The organism is Anaeromyxobacter dehalogenans 2CP-1, assembly GCF_000022145.1.
Classification (GTDB): Bacteria; Myxococcota; Myxococcia; order Myxococcales; family Anaeromyxobacteraceae; genus Anaeromyxobacter; species Anaeromyxobacter dehalogenans.
Window position 1 is genome coordinate 4,635,744 of the sequence record NC_011891.1, and the last position, 22,300, is coordinate 4,658,043.

Here is a 22,300-nt window from a genome sequence, read left to right on the forward strand (position 1 = left end):
CGGATGCTCGGTTCGGGGGCTTTGTAGGAAGCCGGCGTGGCGCGCCCACGGCGCCGGGGTGACGCTTGCGTGAAGCGGTCACGTTCGGTGAACGATGCGTGACGAACGCGCGAGCGGCGGGTGACCGGGGCGCGCCGGAGGCGCCGCGGCGGTCACGCCGCCGGCAGGCGGGCCCAGAGCCGGGTGCCGCCGGCGCCGCTCTCGACGCCGACCTCGCCGCCCATGCCCTGGACCAGGTGCTTCACGATGGCGAGGCCGAGGCCGGTGCCGCCCTGGTCACGCGATCGGCCCGAGTCCACCCGGTAGAAGCGCTCGAACAGCCGCGGCAGGTGGTGGCGCTCGATGCCGGGGCCGGTGTCGGCGACGGACACCACCCAGGCGTCGCCGTCGCGCGCCGCCGACACGGTCACCGACCCGGCGGCGGTGTACTTCACCGCGTTGTCCACCAGGTTCACGAGCACCTGCTCGAGCGCGCGGCCGTCGGCGCGGACGACGGCGCCGGCCGGGACCTCGGCGCGGAGCGCGAGCCCCTTCGCGCGCGCGGCCGACGCGAACAGCTCCAGCACCTGCCGCGCCAGCGCCCCCACCCCCACCGGCGCCAGCTCGAACGTCCACTGGCGCGACTCGATGCGCGAGAGGTCGAGCAGGTCCTGGGTGAGCCGCGAGAGCCGCTCGGCGTGGCGCGCCACGATCTCCACGAACGCGCGCCCCGCGGCGGGGTCCTCCACCGCGCCGGAGAGCAGCGTCTCCGCCGCCGCCCGGATCGCGGCGATGGGCGTGCGCAGCTCGTGGCTGGCGTTCGCCACGAAGTCGCGGCGCGTCGCCTCGGCCCGCCGGGCATCGGTGACGTCCCGGAGCAGCACCAGCACCTCGCCGCGCAGCAGCGGCGAGAGCGCGGCGAGGTAGGTGCGGCGCTGGATGGGCAGCTCCAGCCGGCGCGCGGTGCCCTCCAGCGCGCGCTTCACGGCTTCCGACAGCTCCGCGCTGCGGGTGATCTCGAGCGGCGTCAGGCCCGCGGCGCGCCCGCTCGCGGCCAGCGTGTCGAAGGCGGCGTTCGAGGCGCGCACCCAGCCGTCGCGCGAGATGAGCGCGGCGGCGTCCGGCAGCGCGGCGAGCAGCTCCTGCTCGGCCGGCACGCGCAGCGCGGAGAAGCGCCGGCGCTCGCGCTCGGCGAGCAGCTCCTCCAGCTCGCGCACGTCGCGCCCCAGGTCGGCGGGCGGCCCGCCCGACAGCTCCGCCCGCAGCGCGCGGATCGCGGCCGCCAGGGGCGATCTCGACAGCACGCCGCCCTCAGCGCTTCTCGCTCGGATCCACGAGGCGATAGCCGATCCCCCGCACCGTCTCCAGCAGGTCCCGTCCCGACCCCAGCTTCTCACGGAGCCGCTTCACGTGCGTGTCCACCGTGCGCGTCTCGACCTCGGCGGACATCTCCCACACGTCCTCGAGGAGCTGATCGCGCGACTGCACCCGGCCCAGCCGCGACATGAGCGTGGTGAGCAGCTTGAACTCGAGCGGCGTGAGCACCACCTCCGCGCCGTCCACGTAGACGCGGTGGGACTCCACGTCCACGCGGATGGGCCCGACCGACTCCGGCGGGCGCTCCGACGGGCGCGCGCCGGCACGGCGGAGCACCGCCTTCAGCCGGAGCACCAGCTCGCGCACGCTGAACGGCTTGGTCACGTAGTCGTCGGCGCCCAGCTCGAAGCCGACCACCCGGTCCACCTCGTCGCCCTTGGCGGTGAGCATCACCACCGGGACGTGCCGGGTGCGGGGGTCGGACTTGATCTGCCGGCACACCTCCGTCCCCGAGACGTCGGGCAGCATGACGTCGAGCAGGACGAGGTCCGGCACGCGGCGGCGGAGGTGCGAGAGCGCCTGCTCGCCGGTGGTGGCGAGCAGCGTCTCGAACCCGGACGCGCGCAGGTTGAAGTCGAGGAGCGAGAGCAGGTCTCGCTCGTCGTCCACCAAGAGAACGGACGTCACGCCCACACCTTAACGCAGGGCCGGGTGACGGGCGCGTGGCGGCCGTGCCACGGAAAGGTGAAGTCGACGCCGGCGGGGGTAGGATGGCGGGATGCGCCCGGCCGCCGCAGCCCTGCTCCTGCCCGCCCTCGCCTGCGCCGCCGGCGCGCGGCCCCCGTCCGCGCTGGGCGCCGCGGACGCCGGGCCGAGCCGCTGCCTGCTCCTGGCGCCGTTCGAGAACGCCAGCGACGCGCCGCACGCCGGCGAGGCGGCCACCGCCGCGGTGCGGGCCGCGCTCGATCCCGCCCGGACCGCCGCGCTCGCCGACGACGACCTGCGCGCGCTGTTCCGCGAGACGCCGCTCGAGCTTCCGGAGGGCGTCTCCCCCTCGCTCGCGCTCGAGCTCGCCGAGCTGACCGGCGCGGACGCGGCGGTCTACGGCACGGTGGAGGGCCGCTCGCGCGACGCGGCCGCGCCCACCCTGCTCGTGTCGCTGCGCGTGGTCGACGCCGGCCGCCGCGAGCTGCTGGTGGCCGAGACGGTCCCGGTCCGCCCCGCCGCCGGCGAGGCGCCCGAGGACGCCATCCGGCGCGCCCTCGCCGCGGCGCGCCCGGCGCTGGCGCGCCTCGGGGACGCCTCGGGGCGCCGCTGCTTCGACCCGGCCCGCCTCGGCGCGCTTCGCGGCGTGGCGATGGCCGAGGTGCGCCGCCAGCCCGCGCCGGCGCCGGCCGCCGTGGTGGTGCCGGTCGCCGCCGCGGCGATGCCGGCGGCGCCCGGGCCCGCGGCGGAGCCGGCGGGCACGCGCACGCCGCGGCAGGCGGACTGGGCGCGGCGACTTGCCGCAGGGGAGCGCTTCCTGCTCGAGGACGCCTCCTTCGCCGGACGGACCGCGGAGCTCCAGCGCGACGGCGGCCTGGCCGACCTCGTGCTCGCGCTCGCCGCCGCGCCGGGTGTGGCGGTCCGGGTCGAGGCGTTCGTGGACGCCACGCCCGACGCGCAGGCCGACCAGCGCCTCTCGCAGGCCATGGCCGACGCGGCCGTCGGGCGCCTGCGCGAGCTGGGCGTGGCCGAACGACGTCTCTCCGGGGTCGGATGCGGCGGGGAGCGCCCGCTCCTCCCCAACTTCACCGTTCGTGGACGTACCGCGAACCGGCGTCTCGAGATCGTGGGGCACGCCGAGCCGTGACGGCGGGCGCAGCCGGTCGTCCCTTGGCTGCGGGGGAGGTAGCATCGGACGCGTGGAAGCCAGTCAGCCGGGCCGGACGCCAGCGGTGATGGCGCTCGCGCCGCCGCAGGATGCGGCGGTGCGCTCCGCGTTCGCGTCCACGCCGCTGGCGTGGCTGCTGGGCGCGTTCGCCACCATCCTCTCGGTGGGCGCGGTGGACTCGCTCACCCGCAGCGACGTCTCGCTCATCCTCTTCTACCTGGTGCCCATCGGCTTCGGGACCTGGTTCGTCTCGCTGCGCTGGGGCGCGGCGCTGGCGGTGGCGAGCGCGGCGGTCTCCACCGGCGCGGACGTGCTGTGGCGCCTGCAGCACGCCGCGCAGGACCTGGCGATCGGGACCCAGGTGTGGAACGGCTTCATGCTGCTCGGCACCGCGACCGCGCTGGTGCTCGTGCTCGGCGCGCTGAAGGGGCGCCTGGAGGGGCAGGAGCTGCTCGCCCGCACCGACGCGCTCACGCAGATCGCGAACCGGCGCGCGTTCATCGAGGCGGCGCAGCTCGAGCTGGAGCGCGCCCGCCGCCACGGCCGGCCGCTCACGGTGGCGTACGTGGACTGCGACGACTTCAAGCTGGTGAACGACCGGCTCGGCCACGCGGAGGGCGACGCGCTGCTCGTCACGGTGGCGCAGACGCTGCGGGGCGGCACGCGCGCGGTGGACGCGGTGGCGCGCCTCGGCGGCGACGAGTTCGGCCTGCTGCTGCCCGAGACCGACGCGGCCATGGCCGATGCGCTGCTCGGACGCCTGCTGGCGACGCTGCAGGCCGCGGTCACGCGGCACGGCGGCTGGAAGGTGGGCTTCTCGGTGGGCGCCGCGGTGTTCCTGTCCCCGCCGGACGACGTGGACGACCTGATGGCCCGCGCCGACGAGCTCATGTACGGCGCCAAGCGGCACGCCAAGGGCTCGATCCGCCTGGACGTGTTCGGGGGGATCGCGCCGGTGGCCGCGGACGGGACCGATCCGCGGTAGACAGGGGCATGCGCTTCTTCGCCACCTGCGCCAAGGGCACCGAGGGTGCCCTGCGGCGCGAGCTGTCCGGCCTCCGCCTCCCCGCCGTCCGCGGCGATCGCGGCGGCGTCTCGTTCGAGGGGGCGCTGGAGGCCGGCATGCGGGCCTGCCTGCACGCGCGGACCGCCATGCGCGTCCTGCTGGAGCTGGCGCGCTTCCCGGCCCCGGACGCGGCGGCGCTGTACGAGGGCGCGCGCGCGGTCGCGTGGCAGGACTGGCTCGACGTGCGGACCACGCTGGCGGTGGAGGCGACCGTCTCCTCGACCACCATCACGCACTCCGGCTTCGCGGCGCTCAAGGTGAAGGACGCGGCGGTGGACGTGCTGCGCGAGCGGCTCGGCGCGCGCCCGGACGTGGACCCGAAGGACCCGGACGTGCGGATCGTGCTGCACCTCGCCCGCGACGAGGCCACGCTGTCGCTCGATCTCGCCGGCGCGCCGCTGCACCGGCGCGGCTACCGCGCGGTGACCACCGAGGCACCGCTCAAGGAGACGCTGGCCGCGGCGGTGCTGCTGCTCGGCGGCGTCGACCCGGCGCTCCCCTTCGCCGACCCGATGGCCGGCTCCGGGACGCTCGCCATCGAGCACGCGCTGCGCGCCCGGCGCATCGCGCCCGGCCTGGACCGCGCGTTCGGCTTCCAGCGCTGGCCGAGCTACCGGGGCGGCCCGCAGTCGGCCTGGGACCGCATGAAGGCGGCGGCGCGCGCCGAGATCCTGCCGCGGGCGCCGGCGCCGATCGTGGCGCGCGACGGGCACCCGAAGGCGATCCAGGCGCTCCGGCTGAACGCCGCCGCGGCGGGCGTGGAGGCCGACCTCGAGATCTCGCAGGCCGACGCGCGCGACCTCCAGCCGTCCGCGGACGCGGGCGCCATCGTGACCAACCCGCCCTACGGCGAGCGCCTGGGCGGCGGCGGCGAGGGCGCGAGCGCGGCCGAGGCGCGCGTCGCGGGCAAGAAGCTGCAGGGCTTCTACCGCGGCCTGGCCGAGATGCTGGTGCGCCACCACGGCTGGACCGCGGTGGTGCTCTCCGGCAACCCGCTCCTCGAGCGGGCCATCCCGATCCGGCCCGCGGTGGATCACCGGCTCTGGAACGGACCCCTCGAGGCCCACCTGCTGAAGTACGAGCTCCCGTGACCTCCTTGCGGAGCGCCGGACGCCGCGCCTAACGTTCCCGCGTGGCCGCCCCCGCCCCGCTCCTCGCCCTCGCGCTGGCGCTCGCCGCCGGCGGCCCGGGGGGTGCGCCGCCGGTGCCGGTGGCACCCTCGCGGCAGGGCACGCTCGACGCCCGGCGCGAGGCGATCGCGCAGGAGCTGCTTCGGATCGGTGGCGCGCTCCAGCGCGAGATCGAGGCCGGCGACGTGGGCGCGGTCCTGGCGCGCGTGCCGGCCGAGGGGCTGCGCTGCGCCGGGCAGGTGGTGCCGCGCGCGCGGGTGGAGCGCGACCTGCGCGAGTCGTCGCGCTGGCTGCACCAGACGCTGTTCGGCGCGCCCGAGGGCGCCGGCGGCGGCGCGCCCGCGAGCCTGCGCGCGTTCCTGGCGCGGGCGAAGGAGGTCGCGGTGATGGTCAGCTTTCGCCGCGACCCGCGCGCCGGCCCGGTGGGCCGGCCCTGCCTCGAGTTCCGCGCCCGCGACCTGGTGAACCCTGCCCCGCCGTTCTGCTTCGAGAAGCAGGGCAAGCGCTGGTGGCTCACCGAGTCGCTGTATCCGTGCGGCTGACGTCCCTCGACTCCGCGCGGCCGTTCGGCCGCGCTACGCTCGGGATGAGCGACCTCCATCCGCTCACCCTGAGCGTAGGCGGGCCGCAGGCCCGCCGGAGTCGAAGGGTCGCCCTGAGCGTGGGCCACGCCGGCGGCGTGCCCCGAGTCGAAGGGCCTCAGTGCTGCAGCGCCGCCAGGCGGCTGCGGGCGCGGGCGAGCTGGCCGTGGGGCCGGAGCCCCTCCGGCAGCGCCTGCCCCTCGGCGATCGCGCGCTGCAGGGTGGCGCGCGCGGCGTCGTCCTCCCCGAGCGTCTGCTCCGCCTCGGCCTTCAGCACCAGCACGCGGATGCGCCGCGGCCCCTGGGCGCGCTCCAGCGCGCGGCCGGCGGCGGCGAGCGCGTCGGCGGGCCGGTCGAGCTTGAGGTAGAGCACGGCCAGGTTGGTGGGCGGCACGTACTCGCCGGGCAGGTCGCGCTCCGAGGCGAGCAGCGCCGGGAGCGCGCGGGCCGGCTCGCCCAGGCGGACCGCGGCCGAGAGCCGCTGGCCGTCGAACGCGGAGCGCGCGAGGGGCGTGGGCGCGCGGGCGGCCTCGCGCTCGAGGAACGCGAGCCACCGGCGCGCCAGCGCCTTCGCGCCGGCCGCGTCGCCGGCCGCGTCGCGGGCGGCGGCCAGGCCGTCGTAGAGCCAGGAGCGGTCGTCGGCGAGCACGTCCTTCGCGTCGAGCGCGCGGCGCGCGACCGGCTCCAGCGCGGCGAGCGCCGCCCGCCGGGCCGCCTCGTCCTCCAGCTCGAGCGCGCAGGACAGGCCCTGCGCCGCCACCCGGGCCCGGCCCGGGCCGGACGGGACCGAAGGGAGCGCCTCGCGGGCGGCGCCGGCGCAGGCCGCCGGATCGCCGGCGAGGCCGAGCGCCTGGACCCGCGCCTCCGCGGCGCGGGCGCGGCCCGGCCAGCGCGGGCCGCCCGCCGCGAGCGCATCCTGGTAGGCGGCGGCCGCGTCGGCGTGGCGGCGCTCGCCGGCCAGGCGATCGGCGCGGGCCAGCGCCGCGTCCGCCTCGGACGCGCGGGCCTTGCGGAGCGCGCGCTCACCGTCCAGCGCGAGCTTCTCGATCTGCGCGGCGGTGGCCGTGCCGGCCCAGCGGAGCACCACGCCCTCGGTGGCCGGGTCGATGATCATCAGCGTGGGCCACACGTCGATCGGGAACTGCTCCACGAACGGCGCGTTGCCGGGCTTCTCGGTGTCGATGTCGAGCCGGACGAACCGCCCGGCGAGCTTCCGGAGCCGCGCGTCCGGGAGGACGTAGGCCCGCATGAAGCGGCAGGTGGGTCACCAGGGGGCCCAGACGTCCACCAGCATCGGGACGTTCCGGGCCTTGGCCTCGGCGAGCGCGCGAGGGTAGTCGTCTTCGATGACGCCCTTCGGCGCGGCGGCGGCGGCCGGAACGGCGGCCGAGAGCGAGGCGGCGGCGAGGGCGGCGAGCAGGGCGGTGCGCATGCGACCGCAGGTATAACGCGATCCCGCCGGCGGTCCAGCGTCGCGTCACCGCCCGAGGGCGGCCCGGACCTCCTCGAACGTGGACTCCGACAGGTACATCTCCAGCGCGCCCTCCGGCAGCACGAGGCGGGCCGGCTGCCGGAAGCCCTTCTTCGGCGGCTCGGGCGGCCGGGCCTCCAGGATCTTCGACGCCTCCACCCGGATCGCCACCCGCCCCGCGCGGCGCGCCGCGTCCAGGCCGGCAGCCGTGAGCGGCACCGGCTCCAGCAGCCGCCGCCGGAACGGCAGCGCGAGCCAGTAGGCGCCCTGCGCGATGACCGCGCCCCACACCACCGCCATGCTCCGCCAGGTGAAGACGTTGACGATGACGGCGAGGAGCGAGCCGATCATGAGGATGTTCGCGATGCGGTGGACGAGGTCCTCCCAGCGCCGGGGCCGCAGGATCACGAGCTCGCCCGGCAGCACGTGGAGCTGCCCCTTCACCGCGCCGCCGCGCACCGGCTTGCCGGCCGGATCCACCAGCAGCGCGAGCACCGTCCCGAACGCCTTCGGCTCCATCCGTCCTCCCGTCGTGGAAGGGGGCGAGGCTACACCGGCGCGCGCCCGCGCGGGGGTCTTCCGCACAGCAGCCAGTTCGCGACGAACCCCACCCCCACGCCCGCCACGCAGGTCGCGACCACGCCCGGCCACCCCGCCGCGTGCAGCGCCAGGCCCGGCACCGCCGAGCCCAGCGTCCCGCCCACGTAATAGAACGTGAGGTACAGCGCGCTCGCGCCGCCCTTGGCCGTGCGCGCCGTCACGTTCACGAACCCCGGCGCCACCGCCTGCGCGGTGAAGGTGCCGAGCACCAGCACCAGCAGCCCCGCGATCGCGAGCGGGAGCGAGCCCGCCAGCGCGGCCAGCATCCCCAGCGCCTCGACCACCAGGCCGATGCCGATGAGCCGTCGCGGCGGGATGCGCCCCGCGAGCCGCCCCGCGATCGGCGAGGCGACCACGCCCGCCGCGTACACCAGGTAGACCGCCGAGATCTGCCCGGTGGTGAGGTGCCAGGGCGCGCCGGCCAGGTGGTACGGGAGGTAGGTGAAGATCCCGATCCAGCCGAAGAACAGCGAGGCGCCCACCAGGTAGGCGCCGAGGAGCCGCGGATCGCGCAGGTGGCCCAGCATGCCGCGCGTCGCCGAGGCCCAGCCGATCACCGGCGCACCCGTCGCCGGCGCCAGGCCGCGCGCGAGCGCGAGCGCCGCCGCGAGCGTCACGATCGCGAACGCGACGAACGCCGCGCGCCAGCCCGCGTTCGCCGTGATGGCCCCGGACAGCACGCGGCCCGCCAGCCCGCCCACCACCGAGGCCGCGATGATCCCGCCCACCACCGCCGGCAGGTCCGCGTTCCGGAAGCGGTCGCCCGCGTAGGCCACCGAGACCGCCGTGACCCCCGGCACCAGCACCCCCTGCATGGCCCGGAGCACGAGGAGCACGGAGAAGGAGGGCGCGAAGGCGCAGGCCAGCGTGGCGAGCGCGAGCAGCGCGGTGGACCCCGCCATCACGCGACGCCGCCCGATCGCGTCCGCCAGCGGCCCGTAGAAGCTGGAGGCCGCCGCCACCGCGAGCACGACCGCCGAGACCGTCAGGCCCGCCCGCGCCGGCCCCACCCCGAACTCGCGCGAGATGACCGGCAGCACCGGCTGCGTGACGTACATGTCCGCGTAGACCGCGACCGTCCCCGCGTAGAGCGCCGCCGTCTCCCGTCGCACCCGCGCACGATACCGCGCGGGCGGCGAGCCCGCCTCAAGGCGCGGCGCCGCCAAGGTGCGTCCCCGCGTACGCGTCCACGAGCGCCTCTCCGAAGACCCGCCGCGCCTCCTCGAGGTTGTGGCCACGGCAACGGATGCGAAGGTTGTCCGCCGTCGAGGCCCCGCCGCACGCGCGCGGAAGGATGTGGTCCAGCTCGAGCCGGTGCGTCGACCCGCAGCGCTCCCCCGACGCGAGGAGGAAGGTGCACCGCCCGCCGTCGCGGGCCCAGACCTCGCGACGGACGTGGACCGGGATGTGGTCCGGCTTGGAGGGACGGATGGTCTTCTGCGGCTTCGCCGTGAGCCCCTTGCGCCGCGCACGATCGGCGATGAGCAGATCGAGCGCCGCCTCGAGGACGTTCTCGCGGGAGGCGCCGGGCATGGAGTGAGAGAGCGCGTCCCGCGCCGCATCGAGCTTCTTCAGGAATGCCTTGGAGACGGTGAGGTGCATCCGCGCCTGGTCCGAGTCGAGCCAGGCGACGGAGCTGGACTTGGCGACCGGTACCGCAACACAGGCCGCCTGCGGGATCGACGCGGATGGCTCGGCGGAAGGGGAGACGGGTGGCGTTTCATGCGCATGAAACAGAGCAACCGGCGCGGGGGCCGCGTCACGCAATGCCTCGGCCGGGAGCGCAGCAGGCACCGTGATCCGGAGTGGCACGACGACTTCGCGCCGCGGCGGGTTCTCGACTGGCCGGATGGATGCAGCGACCGCTGCCGCTTCGCGGCTCGACAGGCCGAAGAAGCGCGGCAGCACCTCCGCACAATTGTCGGTGGTCACCACCTTCGCCAGCTCGCAAACCGACGAGAGGCACAGGCGGCCCTCCCGGAGCGCACCCTCCACCGCGGGATGGCGCTGGATGAGCTCGGCGGCAGTCTTCCGGAGCTGGGCGGAGCCGGCCGAGAGCTTCAGCTCCCGATGGAGGAACGAGAACAGCGACGTGTGCCCGCGCTGCTGCCAAAGCCCCCGCCGGTCGAACTCCGCCAGCGCAAGCAGGAACTCCACCATCGCGTGCCGCTCGGACCGCAGCAGCTCGACGAGACGCTTCGTGAACTCGGTTGCGTTCTCCATGCACGAAGCATCGCACGCTCATTTCGCCTTCCGTAAAACGCACCAGGATCGTCTCAGGCGCGCGAACGCGACCAGGGTCTCGCGACCCCTCGGCTCGCTACCCAGCGCCGCAAACCGCGCCCTGCGAGCGCGCCAGACCCCTGCGCCCCAGCGTTTCCGCTCGCGCAAGCCGCTCCCCACCTCGACCCCGTCAAGCGCGAAGAACGTGCCCGTTGGGCCGCAAGCATTCAGTCACTCACGGTGACCGCCCTCGCGCGCGCCCCGCGCCCCCGCGCCCCGCGCCCCACCCACGAGCCTCTCGCAAGCCGATCCCCGGCCCGGGTTCCGGCCGACCAGCCCCGCCCCGGAGCGCCCCCGCACCCTCAAAGCCCATCCTCCGCCCGTGGTTCGACAAGCTCACCACGAGCGGCATCAGCTCCCGCACCCTCGAGCCCCTCCGCCCTTCGACAAGCTCACCACGAGCGCCTTCAGAACCCCGCGGCACCCTCAAAGTCCCTCACCCCCCCTACCCCGCCGCCACCTTCACCCGCTCCTCCACCTTCCCCGCCCCCCGCCGCTTCATCGACAGCCCCAGCGTGAACCGCGCCACCGGCTCGTCGCCGTACTTGTCCGGCACCGTCGCGACCACCTCGACCGGCAGCGTGACCCGCTCGCCGGTCCGGTCCGCCTCGCGCACCGCCTCCGCGACCCGGAGGCCGTCCCGCGAGCGGAACACCACGTCGCCGTCGGCGCGCTTCAGGAAGTCGGCCTTCAGGTCGGCGAAGATCAGGTTCACGCCCTTGTGCTTCGAGTAGATGAGCCGGGCCGCGACCAGCCCGCCGGCGATGTCGGCGCCGGCGCAGAGCGCGCCGAAGTACATCGACCCGAGGTGGTTCCGCGACTGCCAGCGCAGCGGGATCTTCACCGCGCAGCCCTGCTCGTCGAGCTCCAGCACCCGCGGCCCGAGGAACAGCAGCACCGGGATCTTCAGCGACAGCAGGCGGACCAGCGCGGTCTCCTTCAGCAGCATGCTCGGGCTCCCCGCGCGCTCGGCGCGCCATGACGCAGCGCGTGAATCATAGGGGGCGCAGCCGATCCGCCGCGCCGCCCCTGCGGGGGCCAGGCTCCCGGGCGACGCGCCCGCGCCGGCGCCGGCGCCTACTCGGCCGCGGTGGCCTGCGGCAGCGCCACCGGGCGGTAGCGCCGGGCGATGGCCTGGAACGCGAACGCGGCGGCGAGCATGAGCGCGGCGAACGCCCAGAAGTACGCGGCGCCGGTGAGCGGCACGAGCTCGGTGACGAGCGCGGTGAGCAGGTTCCCGAGCGCGATGGTGAGGAACCAGAGCGACATGATGGTGCTGCGCATGGAGCGCGGCGCCTGCGTGTAGCTGAACTCGAGGCCGGTGACCGACACCAGCACCTCACCGGTGGTGAGCAGCAGGTACTGCGGCAGCTGCCAGAGCGCGTGCGGCGCGTGGCCGGCGTCGATGAGCGTCTGCACCACCGCCGCCGCCGCGAACGAGAGCACGGTGAGGAACATGCCGCCGGTCATGCGCGAGAGCGGCGTGCGGGCGATCCCGCGCCGCTCCAGCGCCGGGAAGATCACCCAGTTGAAGAGCGGGATGAGCGCCATCACCATGAACGGGTTCAGCGCCTGGAGCTGCGCCGGCGAGAGCGTGAAGGTGCCGAGGTGCAGGTCCATGTCCTTCGCCTGGAGCACCCAGCTCGAGCCCTTCTGGTCGTAGAGCGCCCAGAACAGCGTCACCGCCGCGTACACGCCCATGATGCGGAACACCGCCCGCGCGCCGTCCACCGCCTCCTGCGGGTGGCGCTCGCGCGCGACGTCCAGCCAGTGCTGCCCGGGCTTGCCGGTGCCGAGGCGCGAGAGCGCGTAGCCGACCACGCGGAACAGGCCGTGCGGGTTCGGACCGGAGGGCGGCGCGAACGCGTAGTGCTTGCGGCCGAGCCAGAACACCACCAGCGCGATCGCCATGAGCACGCCGGGCAGCGCGAACGCCAGCGAGGGGCCGACCGTGAGGAGCAGGAGCGGGATGAGGAGCTTCGCGCTCGCCGAGCCGAGGTTGATCGACCAGTAGAACCAGCCGTACACGCGCTGCAGCAGCCCGTGCTGCTCGGGCCGGAACTGATCGCCCACGAACGCCGACACGCACGGCTTGATCCCGCCGGCGCCCGCGGCGATGAGCGCGAGCCCCACGAAGAAGCCGGTGCGCGTCTCCCAGGCGGCGAGCACGCCGTGGCCGAGCACGTAGAACAGCGAGATCCAGAGGATGGTCCGGTAGCGCCCCAGGAACCGGTCGGCGATCCACCCGCCCACCAGCGGCGTGAGGTACGTCGCCATCACGAAGTAGTGGTAGTAGGCCTTCGCGTCCTGCGCCTCGTACAGCAGGTGCTGGAGCATGTAGACGGTGAGGATCGAGCTCGTCCCGTAGAACGAGAAGCGCTCGCAGGCCTCGTTGCCGACGATGTACTTGACCTGCGGCGGGTAGCGCTCGGGCGCGGACGCGGACATGGCGCGCGAGTCTGCCACGGGAGCCCCGGGGCCGGGCAACCGCTACGCCGCCGCCTCCGCCGCCGGCGGCGCCTCCACCGGCCGGTACCAGCGGGCCACCGCCGCGAACACGAACGCGGCCGCGAGCATCATCGCCGCGAAGAACGCGTAGTACGCGACGCCCTGGAAGCGGTTCAGCCAGGCGACGAGCGCGGTGAGCAGGGAGCCGACCGAGATGGTCACGTACCAGAGCCCCATCACCACGCTGCGCAGGTGCTTCGGCGCCTGCGAGAACGCGAACTCGAGCGCGGTGACCGAGACCAGCACCTCGCCGATCACCAGGAACACGTACTGCGGGATCTGCCAGGCCACGTGGAGCGCCGCCCCGCCCTGCAGCGCCGACTCCACCGCGGCCGCCGCCACGAACGACAGCACCGTCACGAACATGCCGACGGTCATCTTGCGCAGCGCGGTCACCTTCACGCCGCGGCGCTCCAGGGCCGGGAACACCCAGACGGCGAACACCGGGATGAACGTGAGCACCATGGCCGCGTCGAGCGTCTGCACGTTGCCGGCGGCGATCTGGAAGCCGAACACGTGCCGGTCCATCCGCTCGGCCTGGAGCGTCCACGACGACCCGTACTGGAAGAAGAGCGCCCAGAACACGATCACCGGCGCGAACACCGCCAGGATGCGCAGCACCGCGCCGGCCGCCGAGCCGCGGCCCGGGCCGCCGTCCTCCGCGGGCGGGGCGACGCGCGCCGGCGGCACGTGCACGTAGCGGCCGCGCCCCAGCCAGAAGACCAGCAGCGCCGCCGCCATGGCGACGCCCGGGACGCCGAACGCCACCCGCGGGCTCACGTGGTCGAGCAGGAGCGGGATGACGATCGTCGAGACGGTCGAGCCGAGGTTGATCATCCAGTAGTAGAGGTCGTACAGCCTCGCGAGCAGCCCCTTGTCCTCCGCGGGGATCTGGTCGCCCGCGAAGGCGGAGGCGCAGGGCTTCAGGCCGCCCGCGCCGATGGAGATGAGCGAGAGGCCGACCAGCAGCCCCCAGGCGCTCTCCCACACCGCCAGCACCGCGTGCCCGGCCACGTACCCGAGCGACAGCCACAGGATCGTGTTGTACCGGCCCCAGTACCGGTCGGCGAGCAGCGCGCCGAAGATGGGCATGAGGTACACCGCGCCGGTGAACACCTGGTAGGCGGTGACCGCCTCGTTCTCGGCGAACCCCAGGTTCCGCACCATGTGCAGCACCAGGATGGACGCCATCCCGTAGTACGAGAACCGCTCGGCGGCCTCGTTCCAGGCGAGGAACTTGATGGACGGCGGGAAGCGGGACTTCGCGGTCTCGGGCATGCGGGGGCACTGTGCCATGCCGGGGGGCCGCGCGCGAGACGCTGCGCGGCGCAGGGGCCCCGGTTACAAAGGCGCGCCGATGATCCGGATCTCGACCGAGGAGGCCGCGCAGCGCATCGCGCAGGGCGGCTACGACCTGGTGGACGTGCGCGAGCCGCACGAGTGGGCCGGCGGACACATCCCCGGCGCGCGCCACGTCCCGCTCGGCGCGCTCGCCCGCGCCCCCGCCGACCACCTGACGCGCGACCGCGTCATCTTCGTGTGCGGCCACGGCATGCGCAGCCAGACCGCGTGCGCCATCGCCCGCAGCGCCGGCCTGAGCGAGGTGTTCAGCGTGGACGGCGGCGTGGTGGGCTGGGCCGCCGAGGGCCGCCCGCTGTCGCCCTGAGCCGCGCGCGCTCTCAGCGCCCGCCGCGCAGCGCGGACACCCCCAGCGCGATCCAGCCGGCGATGAACGCGACGCCGCCGAACGGCGTGACGGCCCCGAGCGCGCGCACGCCGCTCAGCGCGAGCGCGTAGAGGCTGCCGGAGAACAGCACCGTCCCGGCGAGGAACGCCCAGCCGGCGAACGCGGCCGCGCCGCCGGGCGTCCGCGCGTACGCCCAGCCCGCGGCCAGCAGGGCGAGCGCGTGGTACATCTGGTACTGCGCGCCGGTCTGGAAGACGGCCAGCAGATCCGGCGCCAGCCGCGCCTTCAGCGCGTGCGCGCCGAACGCGCCCGCCGCCACCGCCACCGCCCCCGAGATCGCGCCGAGCGCGAGGAAGAGCCTGTCCATGGCGGCGGAGTATCGCCGATCGCCCGGCCGGGCGGGCGTCCCGCCTTGGCCTTGCGGCGGCGCGGCGCGGCCCGCACACGCTCGGCCATGGACCTGGACTTCGCGAAGAGGAAGTGCGTGCCGTGCGAGGGCGGCATCCCGGCGCTCGCGCCGGACGCGGTGGACGCCGGGCTGGGCGCGCTCGACGGGTGGGACGCGCAGGAGGGGAAGACGCGGCTGCACAAGCACCTGCGCTTCGCCGACTTCGTCGCGGCCATGAAGTTCGTGAACGCGATGGCGGACCTCGCCGAGGCCGAGGGCCACCACCCGGACTTCTGCGTGCACTACTCCACCGTGGACGTGACGCTGTGGACGCACGCGGTGGGCGGGCTCTCCGACAACGACTTCATCCTGGCCGCGAAGCTGGACCGGCTGCGCGAGGCCGCCGCCGCGCGTCGCTGAGCGCGCCCTCGGCGGGCGCGCTGAATAGGCGCCGCGCGCGCGCCGTCACTCCGGTGGAGGGAAACCGCACCGGAGGAACCATGACGAACGTCGCCCGCAAGCTCGCCCTCGCCGCCGCCCTCGCCGCCGCCGTCCCCGCCGCCGCGCACGCGAAGCCGTGCGATCACGACGCGCCGGTGGTGACGTACCCGGCCCCGGCGCCGCTCCCCGCGCCGGCCGGCTGGCGCGACGATCGCTGGGACGATCGCGGCCCGCGGCCGCACGACGGCTGGCGCGCCCGCGAGCGCGCCGCGCTCCGCGCCGAGTACGCGCGGCTCGACGGCGCCCGCGACCGCTTCTACGCGCGCTGGAACGGCTACCCGCCCCCGGGGAAGGCGCGCAAGTTCGAGCGCTGGTACGCGCACGAGCGCGGCGAGCTCGACCGCCGCTGGGAGGCGCTCGAGGGCTACGCCTGGCGTTGAGGCCCGCGTTCCCCGCGCCCTCACCACCCGCTCACCTCGGAGCACCCCGCCGCCCGCCGTGCGCCCCCGCGCCGGCGGGCGGCCCCGTCTCGACGCCGTGGACCCCGCGCCGGTTCGCGGTTAGACCAGGAGACGTGTCGCGCTCCGCCCTCTCCTTCGCCGTCTTCCTCGCCGTCGTGCTGTCCATCCTCGGCGGCATGCACGCCTACCTGTGGCTGCGCCTGGTGCGCGACCCGTCGCTGCCGGAGCCCTGGCGGCGGATCGGCACCGTGCTCCTGGCGCTGCTCGCCGTCGCCATCCCGGTGGGCATGTTCTCGGTGCGGCTCGCGTCCGGCTGGGCGGCGCGCTGGCTGCCCGTCGCCGCGTTCACCTGGCTCGGCCTCGCGTTCATCCTGTTCTGCGCCGTGGCCGCCATCGACCTCGCGCGCCTCTCCGCCCAGCTCGCGCTGTTCGTGGGCGACTGGCTGCGCCAGGTCCCCGATCCGCCCGCGGACCCGGGCCGGCGGCTGTTCGTGGCGCGGGCGGTGGCCGGCGGTGCGGTGGTCGCGGCGGGCGGCTCGGCCGCGCTCGCGTTCCGGAGCGCCACCGGGCCGGCCGAGATCCACGAGGTCGCGGTCCGGCTGGACCGGCTGCCGCCGGCGCTGTCCGGCCTGACCATCGCGCAGATCTCCGACCTGCACGTCGGCCCGGCCATCCGCGAGCGCGAGGTGCGCCGGGTGGTGGAGCAGACGAACGCGCTCCGCCCCGACGTCATCGCCATCACCGGCGACCTCGTGGACGGCAGCGTGCGCGAGCTGGGCCACGCGGTCGGCGAGCTGTCGCGGCTGCAGGCGCGGCACGGCGTGTTCTTCGTCACCGGCAACCACGAGTACTACTCCGGCGTGGACGCCTGGGTGGCGGAGCTGGGGCGGCTCGGGATCCGCGTGCTGCGGAACGAGCGCGTGACCGTGGGCGACGCGGGCGCGTCGATCGACCTCGCCGGCGTGGACGACTGGAGCGCGGGCCAGTTCGGGAACGGCCACGGCATGAACCTGCCGCGCGCGCTGGACGGGCGCGATCCGGAGCGCAGCCTGGTGCTCCTCGCCCACCAGCCGCGCGCCATCGGCGAGGCGGTGCGCGCCGGCGTGGAGCTGCAGCTCTCCGGGCACACCCACGGCGGGCAGATCTTCCCGTTCAACCTGCTGGTCCGGGCCGCGTATCCGTACGTGAAGGGGCTGTACGCGCACGACGAGGCGAGCGCCCGCGGGCAGATCTTCGTGTCGCGCGGCACCGGGTACTGGGGCCCGCCCATGCGCCTCGGCTCGCCGCCGGAGATCGCCAAGATCGTCCTGACCTGACCTGATCGGGACGCCACCGGCGAGCGCTCGCCCGGGGGGACGGGGCGTTTCACGGTGCGTCGCGAACGCCGGCGTGGCCCGCTTGGGCCCTGCCCGCGCGGTAAGCACCGTTTTACCCTTGGCGTTCGCAGGAGGCAGCCATGCGGGCCCGCTCCATCGCCATCGTCGTCGCGGTCTTCGCCGCCGCGGCGCTCACCGCCGTGTTCGTGGTCTCGCAGCTCCCGCACGCGGGGCGCACCAGCCCGCTCCCGGGGACGCCCGGGGCCGCGGTCGCGACCTCGAGCCCGCCCGCGCCGCCGGCCACCGCCTCCGACGGCTTCCTCGACGTGCGGGTGACCGCGGGCGGCGCGCCGCAGGCGGGCGCGGAGGTCCGGGCCTACCTGCGCGCGCGCGGCGCGAACGGCGCCCCCGCCTGGCTCGCGGCCGGGATCGGCGTCGCCGGGAAGGACGGCGTGGCGCGGCTGGCGGCCCGCCCCGGCGCGTACCTGGTGGCGGCGCGCGCGGTGGGGCTCGCTCCCGGACGGGCCGAAGTGATCCGGCCGAGCGGCGAGGAGGTCACGCACGCGGACGTGGCGCTCGCGCCGCCGGTCGCGCTCTCGGGACGCGTGACCGGGCCGGATGGCCGGCCCGCGCCGGCCCGCCTGGAGCTGGTCCCGCTCGCCTCGGCGCTCGGCGACGCGGCACCGGACGCGCCGCCGGAGGAGCTGGCCCGGGTGGAGACGGGGCGGCGCGGCGCGTTCGAGGTGCCCGGGCTCGCGCCGGGCCTGTACGCGGTGCGCGCCGACGGCGCCGGGTTCCACGCGCTGCTCGTGCCACGGGTGGCGGTGCCGCGCGCCGCGCCGCTCGAGCTGCGGCTCGACGCGCTGGCGCTGCTCGACGGCGCGGTGACCGGCGCCGACGGCCGGCCGGCGGCGGGCGCGGTGGTGCGGGCCGCCTCGGCGGACCACTCGGCCGAGATGACGGTGGGTGAAGACGGGCGCTTCCAGCTCCCGGTCCCAGCCGGCGAGTACCGGCTGCTGGCCGGGCGTGGCGGCGAGGCCGCGGCGCTCGCGGAGCGGGTGACCGCGGGCCCGGGGACGGCGCGGCGCGGGCTGGCCCTGCGGCTCGGGCCGGGGGCGGCGCTGGAGGGGCAGGTGGTGCGCGCCTCGGACGGCGCGCCGCTCGCCGCGGCCGAGGTGGTGCTGCGGCCGCACCAGGCGTCGGCCGCGCTGGCGCGCGCCACCGCCGACGCGTCCGGGCGCTTCCGCGTGGAGGGGCTCGCGCCCGGGCCCTGGGACGTGCTCGCCGCCGCGCCCGGCGCCACGCCGGGGCGGGCCGAGGCGGTGACGCTCGAGCCGGGCCGGAGCTTCCCGCTGCGCCTCGCGCTGGCGGGGCTCGGCGCGGTCGAGGGCGTGGTGACGGATCCGGCCGGCCGGCCGCTGGCGCGCGTGCGCGTGCGCCTCGGCGCGCGCGGCGACGGCCTCGCCGCGCTCGCGCCGCGGGAGGCCCGCACCGACTTCGAGGGGCGCTTCCGCCTGGAGGACGTGGAGGTGGGACGCGCCGAGCTGGCCGCGGTGCAGGACGGGGCCGCGCTCGGCGCGGCGCGCGCGGTGCGCGTGCAGGCGGGCCGGGCGGCGCGGGCCGACTTCTTCCTCGCCCCGCCGGGCGCGCTCGCCGGTCGGGCCTCCGCGGGCGGCAAGCCCCCGCCGCTCGGGACCGCCGTCCTCGCCGCCACGCTCCAGGGCCCACCGCAGGTGGCGCGCACCCTCGTCGACGCGAGCGGCAACTTCGAGCTGCTGCTGCCCGCTGGCGACTACCGCGTCCTGGCGGCGCCGGCCGACGCGGCCGGCACAAACGTCCGCGCCGCGCCGACGTTCGCGCGGGTGGAGCCGGGCGGCACCACGCGGCTCGAGCTGCGGGTGACGGCGGCCGCCGAGGAGGAGGGGCCGGAGGTGCGCGTGCTCGAGCCGGGCGGCGCGCCGTCGGCCGGCGCGGAGGTGACGCTGGCCCGCCCCGGCGACGCCCGGGTGGCGATGGCGGCCCGGGCCGGCGAGGACGGCCGCGTGCGGCTGGGGCGCGACATGGGCCTGGCCGGGCGCGAGGTGGAGGTGCGGGCGCACAATGGCGGGCGCAGCGGCGCGTTCACCGGGCGGCTGCCGGCCGCCGGCGCGGTCGCGGTGACGCTCTCGCCCGGCGCCGCGCTGGAAGGCGTCGTCCGCGGCGGCGGGGCGCCGGTGAAGGGGTTCGCGCTGGAGGTCGCCTCGCAGCCGGCGCCGGAGGGCTGGCGCACGCTCGAGGTGCACCGCTTCGCCGGGGATCGGTTCGAGCTGGGCGACCTGCCCGCCGGGCCGCTGCGCGTCGCGGTGCGCACCGCGGACGGGCGGCGCGGCGAGGCGGAGGTGCGGCTCGCGGCGGGCGAGGTGCGGCGCCTCGAGGTCGCGGTCTCGGCGGCGGTGCCGGCGCGCGCCCCCGCCGGCCGGTGACGGGCGGCCCCGGGCCGGTTACAGGGGAGGCCCATGTCCCTCCCCGTCGTCGGCAAGGCGCACGAGGCCAGCGCCGCGCAGCCCTTCACCTGGTTCGTGTACGGCTCCTCGCTCGATCCCGAGGCGTTCGCCGCCTGGGCGCGCGATCACGGCTACGCGCCCCCCGACCTCGGGCAGGGCCGGCCCGCGGCGCTCCCCGGCTTCCGGCTCGCGTTCGACGTCGTGTCGCGCTTCTGGGGCGGCGCGGTGGCGAGCCTGGCGGAGGCGGAGGGGGAGGCGGTGGAGGGGCTGGCGCTCGCGCTGCCCGGCGTGGCGCGCGGGATGGTCGAGCACAAGGAGGGCGTCATCTCCGGGCTGTACGCGCCGCAGGAGGTGACGCTCCGGCTGGCGGACGGGTCCGCGGCGCGCGCCGTCGCGTTCCGCGCCGCGCCGGACCGCCGCCTGGCGCGAGACGCGCCGCCCTCGCCCGCCTACCTCGAGGCGGTGATCCGCGGCGCGCGCGCCGCCGGGCTGTCCGACGCGTGGATCCGCAAGCTCGAGGCGCTGCGCCCGGCGCGCTGACCGCCGCGCCCGCTACCCGGCGCCGAGCGCCGCCACGATCCCGGGGAGGCGCGCGCAGGCGCTGCCGCGCGCGAAGAAGCCGCGCTCCGACCGGGCGGCCAGCTCGGCGAACGGGTTCTCCTCGGGGTTCACGTCCACCAGCGCCGCGCCGCGGTGGAACGCGATGCGGCCGATCTGCATGGGCAGGTTGGTGGCGCCGCTCGTGCCGACCACCAGGAGCAGGTCGGCCGCCTCGGCAGCGCGGACGGCGCTGTCCATCCGGTAGTTCGCCTCGTCGTAATACTCGTCGAACCAGAGCACGTGCGGGCGCAGCCAGCCGCCGCAGGCGGGGCAGGAGAGCTGGGAGCGCTCGCGCTCGGTGAACGGGTCGTCCTTGCGGCGCGGCGCCATCGCCGGCAGGTCCAGCAGCCCGACGCCGCACTCCGCCGCGCAGCGGACGTAGGCGGCGTCGCCGTGGATGCAGAACACGCGGCGCGAGCCGGCCCGGCGGTGCAGCCCGTCGATGTTCTGCGTGACGAGCGTGAACCGCTCGCCCAGCGCCGCCTCGAGCCGCACCAGCGCCTCGTGCCCCGGGTTCGGCCGGGCGTCGCGGCACACGCCGAACCGGTACAGGTACCAGCGCCACACCTCGTCCGGCGCGGCCTCGAACATCTCCCGCGTGGCCATCTCCTGCGGCATGTAGTTGCGGGAGCCGACCACCCAGTAGCCCTCCGCGCCGCGGAACGTGGGGATGCCGCTCTCCGCCGAGATCCCGGCGCCGGTGAGCGCCACCACCTTCCCGCCCGACCCCCGCACCTCGGCCAGGATGCGCTCCAGCTTCGCCTCGAGCCCCGCGGTCGCCATGCCGTCCATGTTAGCCCGCCGGCGGACCCCGCAGCTCCCCCTCGCGGCGGGCCGGCAGCCGCTCGCCGCGCGCCACCGCGGCCACGATGCCGGCGAGCGCGCGCACCCCGTCGGTGAGGGCGGCCGGGCCGGGCTGCAGGATGATCGCGCTCCGCACCTCGTAGAGCTGGTCCTCCCGCACCGCCGGGACCTCCGACCACCCCGGCCGCGCCCGGATCACCTCGCGGCGGGCCTTCTTCCCGCACCAGCTCGCCACCACCGCGTCCGGCGCGCGCCGCGCCACCTCCTCCGCGGCGACGATCCGGCCCCTGGCCGCGTGCGAGGCGCGGGTCTCCGCGCACACGTCGTCGGCGCCGGCCAGCTCCAGCAGCTCCGAGACCCAGCGGATCCCGGCGATGAGCGGGTCCGGCCACTCCTCGAAGAACACGCGCGGGCGCCGGGGCAGCGCGGCCGCCGACTCCGCCACCCGCGCCAGGCCGGCCTCGAGCTCGGCCGCGAGCGCCTCCCCCGCCTCGGCGCGGCCCACCGCGGCGGTGACCAGCCGGAGCGTCTGGAGGATCTCCGCCACCGAGCGCTGGTTCGTGACCAGCACCGGGATCCCGCGCCGCACCAGGTCGCGAGCGACGTCGGCCTGAAGGTCGGAGAAGCCGACCACCAGGTCCGGCCGGAGCGCCGCGATCGCGTCCCCGTCGGCGGACAGGAACGCGCTCACCCGCGGCTTGCGGCGGGCCTCGGGTGGACGGACGGTGAACCCGGAGACGCCCACCACCAGGTCGCCCGCGCCGATGCGGTAGAGCGTCTCGGTGGTCTCCTCGGTGAGGCACACCACGCGGCGGGGGTGCGGCGGGGCCTGCGAGAGGAGCGCGGCGAGATCCACGTTGGGCCCCCTGGCGCGACGGCGCACCCCGGTTATAAGGGGTGGGCGTGTCCACCGCCGTCACCGAAGGCATCGAGGTCACCGTCCGCAGCACGTTCCGGCCCGAGCGCTCCGAGCCCGGGCGGTTCCTGTTCTCGTACACGGTGCGGATCGCGAACCAGGGCGAGGTCCCGGCGCAGCTCGTGTCGCGCCGCTGGATCATCCTCGACGCGAGCGGCGAGCGCGAGGAGGTGGTGGGCGACGGCGTGGTCGGCCAGCAGCCCCACCTCGAGCCCGGCGAGCACTTCGAGTACACCAGCTTCTGCGTGCTGAAGACGCCGCACGGCTCGATGCGCGGCACCTACCGGATGGTGCGCGACGACGGGCAGGCGTTCGACGCCACCATCGCGCCGTTCCCGCTGGTCGTGCCGGGCTCGCTGAACTGATCGCGACGGCGCCGGCGGGCGCCGCTCAGAG

At 76.2% G+C, this 22,300-nt stretch carries 24 protein-coding genes; 11 read left to right on the plus strand and 13 right to left on the minus strand.

The annotated features are described in order from the left end of the window. Positions 1 to 152: 152 nt before the first annotated feature. Entirely contained in the window at positions 153 to 1,283 is a 1,131-nt protein-coding gene (locus A2CP1_RS20905) for a sensor histidine kinase (protein ID WP_015935185.1), read from the minus strand. Between the two features lie 7 nt (positions 1,284 to 1,290). Beyond that, the gene (locus A2CP1_RS20910; protein ID WP_015935186.1) at positions 1,291 to 1,983 is read right to left on the minus strand and encodes a response regulator; all 693 of its coding nucleotides are present in this window, start codon (positions 1,981 to 1,983) and stop codon (positions 1,291 to 1,293) included. A 91-nt stretch (positions 1,984 to 2,074) separates the two neighbouring features. Between A2CP1_RS20910 and A2CP1_RS20915 the strand changes: the two genes are divergently transcribed. The 4 genes from A2CP1_RS20915 to A2CP1_RS20930 are packed head-to-tail and all read left to right on the plus strand — an operon-like array spanning position 2,075 to position 5,907. Then, positions 2,075 to 3,148, plus strand: coding sequence for an OmpA family protein (locus A2CP1_RS20915; protein WP_015935187.1), 1,074 nt, complete (start codon positions 2,075 to 2,077; stop codon positions 3,146 to 3,148). Between the two features lie 52 nt (positions 3,149 to 3,200). After that, positions 3,201 to 4,154, plus strand: a complete 954-nt coding sequence (locus A2CP1_RS20920; protein ID WP_245529883.1) for a GGDEF domain-containing protein — start codon at positions 3,201 to 3,203, stop codon at positions 4,152 to 4,154. 8 nt (positions 4,155 to 4,162) lie between these two features. Further along, positions 4,163 to 5,326 carry a THUMP domain-containing class I SAM-dependent RNA methyltransferase gene (locus A2CP1_RS20925; protein ID WP_015935189.1) on the plus strand — a complete coding sequence of 388 codons (1,164 nt, stop codon included), beginning with the start codon at positions 4,163 to 4,165 and terminating at the stop codon, positions 5,324 to 5,326. A gap of 41 nt (positions 5,327 to 5,367) precedes the next feature. Then, a complete protein-coding gene (locus A2CP1_RS20930; protein ID WP_015935190.1) occupies positions 5,368 to 5,907 on the plus strand; it encodes a hypothetical protein in 540 nt (179 codons plus the stop codon). Between the two features lie 157 nt (positions 5,908 to 6,064). On the opposite strand, the gene A2CP1_RS20935 is transcribed toward A2CP1_RS20930, so the two are convergent. The 8 genes from A2CP1_RS20935 to A2CP1_RS20965 all read right to left on the minus strand — a co-directional run bounded on the left by A2CP1_RS20935 (position 6,065) and on the right by A2CP1_RS20965 (position 14,104). Further along, a complete protein-coding gene (locus A2CP1_RS20935) occupies positions 6,065 to 7,195 on the minus strand; it encodes a hypothetical protein (protein WP_015935191.1) in 1,131 nt (376 codons plus the stop codon). Positions 7,196 to 7,210: 15 nt separating this feature from the next. Further along, positions 7,211 to 7,378 (minus strand): hypothetical protein, encoded by a 168-nt coding sequence (locus A2CP1_RS23535; protein ID WP_012528087.1) that lies wholly within the window; start codon positions 7,376 to 7,378, stop codon positions 7,211 to 7,213. A 45-nt stretch (positions 7,379 to 7,423) separates the two neighbouring features. Continuing rightward, on the minus strand, positions 7,424 to 7,936 hold the full coding sequence (locus A2CP1_RS20940) for a hypothetical protein (RefSeq protein ID WP_015935192.1): 513 nt from the start codon (positions 7,934 to 7,936) through the stop codon (positions 7,424 to 7,426). A gap of 29 nt (positions 7,937 to 7,965) precedes the next feature. Then, positions 7,966 to 9,129, minus strand: coding sequence for an MFS transporter (locus tag A2CP1_RS20945; protein ID WP_015935193.1), 1,164 nt, complete (start codon positions 9,127 to 9,129; stop codon positions 7,966 to 7,968). Positions 9,130 to 9,163: 34 nt separating this feature from the next. Further along, entirely contained in the window at positions 9,164 to 10,240 is a 1,077-nt protein-coding gene (locus A2CP1_RS20950; protein ID WP_015935194.1) for an HNH endonuclease, read from the minus strand. Positions 10,241 to 10,745: 505 nt separating this feature from the next. Then, positions 10,746 to 11,249 (minus strand): DUF4442 domain-containing protein, encoded by a 504-nt coding sequence (locus A2CP1_RS20955; protein ID WP_015935195.1) that lies wholly within the window; start codon positions 11,247 to 11,249, stop codon positions 10,746 to 10,748. A 128-nt stretch (positions 11,250 to 11,377) separates the two neighbouring features. After that, positions 11,378 to 12,748, minus strand: coding sequence for a POT family MFS transporter (locus A2CP1_RS20960; RefSeq protein ID WP_015935196.1), 1,371 nt, complete (start codon positions 12,746 to 12,748; stop codon positions 11,378 to 11,380). Positions 12,749 to 12,790: 42 nt separating this feature from the next. Next, positions 12,791 to 14,104, minus strand: coding sequence for a POT family MFS transporter (locus A2CP1_RS20965; protein ID WP_015935197.1), 1,314 nt, complete (start codon positions 14,102 to 14,104; stop codon positions 12,791 to 12,793). Between the two features lie 61 nt (positions 14,105 to 14,165). On the opposite strand from A2CP1_RS20965, the gene A2CP1_RS20970 reads away from it, so the two are divergent. Then, positions 14,166 to 14,474, plus strand: a complete 309-nt coding sequence (locus A2CP1_RS20970; protein WP_015935198.1) for a rhodanese-like domain-containing protein — start codon at positions 14,166 to 14,168, stop codon at positions 14,472 to 14,474. A gap of 13 nt (positions 14,475 to 14,487) precedes the next feature. On the opposite strand, the gene A2CP1_RS20975 is transcribed toward A2CP1_RS20970, so the two are convergent. After that, on the minus strand, positions 14,488 to 14,862 hold the full coding sequence (locus A2CP1_RS20975; RefSeq protein WP_015935199.1) for a DUF423 domain-containing protein: 375 nt from the start codon (positions 14,860 to 14,862) through the stop codon (positions 14,488 to 14,490). Positions 14,863 to 14,949: 87 nt separating this feature from the next. On the opposite strand from A2CP1_RS20975, the gene A2CP1_RS20980 reads away from it, so the two are divergent. The 5 genes from A2CP1_RS20980 to A2CP1_RS21000 all read left to right on the plus strand — a co-directional run bounded on the left by A2CP1_RS20980 (position 14,950) and on the right by A2CP1_RS21000 (position 20,124). Next, the gene (locus tag A2CP1_RS20980) at positions 14,950 to 15,303 is read left to right on the plus strand and encodes a 4a-hydroxytetrahydrobiopterin dehydratase (RefSeq protein ID WP_015935200.1); all 354 of its coding nucleotides are present in this window, start codon (positions 14,950 to 14,952) and stop codon (positions 15,301 to 15,303) included. 80 nt (positions 15,304 to 15,383) lie between these two features. Then, a complete protein-coding gene (locus A2CP1_RS20985; protein ID WP_015935201.1) occupies positions 15,384 to 15,764 on the plus strand; it encodes a hypothetical protein in 381 nt (126 codons plus the stop codon). Between the two features lie 134 nt (positions 15,765 to 15,898). Further along, positions 15,899 to 17,101, plus strand: a complete 1,203-nt coding sequence (locus A2CP1_RS20990) for a metallophosphoesterase (protein ID WP_015935202.1) — start codon at positions 15,899 to 15,901, stop codon at positions 17,099 to 17,101. 140 nt (positions 17,102 to 17,241) lie between these two features. Further along, positions 17,242 to 19,563, plus strand: coding sequence for a carboxypeptidase regulatory-like domain-containing protein (locus tag A2CP1_RS20995; protein WP_015935203.1), 2,322 nt, complete (start codon positions 17,242 to 17,244; stop codon positions 19,561 to 19,563). Positions 19,564 to 19,596: 33 nt separating this feature from the next. After that, positions 19,597 to 20,124, plus strand: coding sequence for a gamma-glutamylcyclotransferase family protein (locus A2CP1_RS21000; protein ID WP_015935204.1), 528 nt, complete (start codon positions 19,597 to 19,599; stop codon positions 20,122 to 20,124). A gap of 12 nt (positions 20,125 to 20,136) precedes the next feature. On the opposite strand, the gene A2CP1_RS21005 is transcribed toward A2CP1_RS21000, so the two are convergent. Both A2CP1_RS21005 and A2CP1_RS21010 read right to left on the minus strand, forming a co-directional pair. Beyond that, positions 20,137 to 20,967 (minus strand): SIR2 family NAD-dependent protein deacylase, encoded by an 831-nt coding sequence (locus A2CP1_RS21005; RefSeq protein ID WP_245529885.1) that lies wholly within the window; start codon positions 20,965 to 20,967, stop codon positions 20,137 to 20,139. 10 nt (positions 20,968 to 20,977) lie between these two features. Beyond that, positions 20,978 to 21,844, minus strand: coding sequence for a helical backbone metal receptor (locus A2CP1_RS21010; RefSeq protein WP_015935206.1), 867 nt, complete (start codon positions 21,842 to 21,844; stop codon positions 20,978 to 20,980). 47 nt (positions 21,845 to 21,891) lie between these two features. Between A2CP1_RS21010 and apaG the strand changes: the two genes are divergently transcribed. After that, a complete protein-coding gene (apaG, locus tag A2CP1_RS21015) occupies positions 21,892 to 22,269 on the plus strand; it encodes a Co2+/Mg2+ efflux protein ApaG (RefSeq protein ID WP_015935207.1) in 378 nt (125 codons plus the stop codon). Positions 22,270 to 22,300 lie beyond the last annotated feature (31 nt).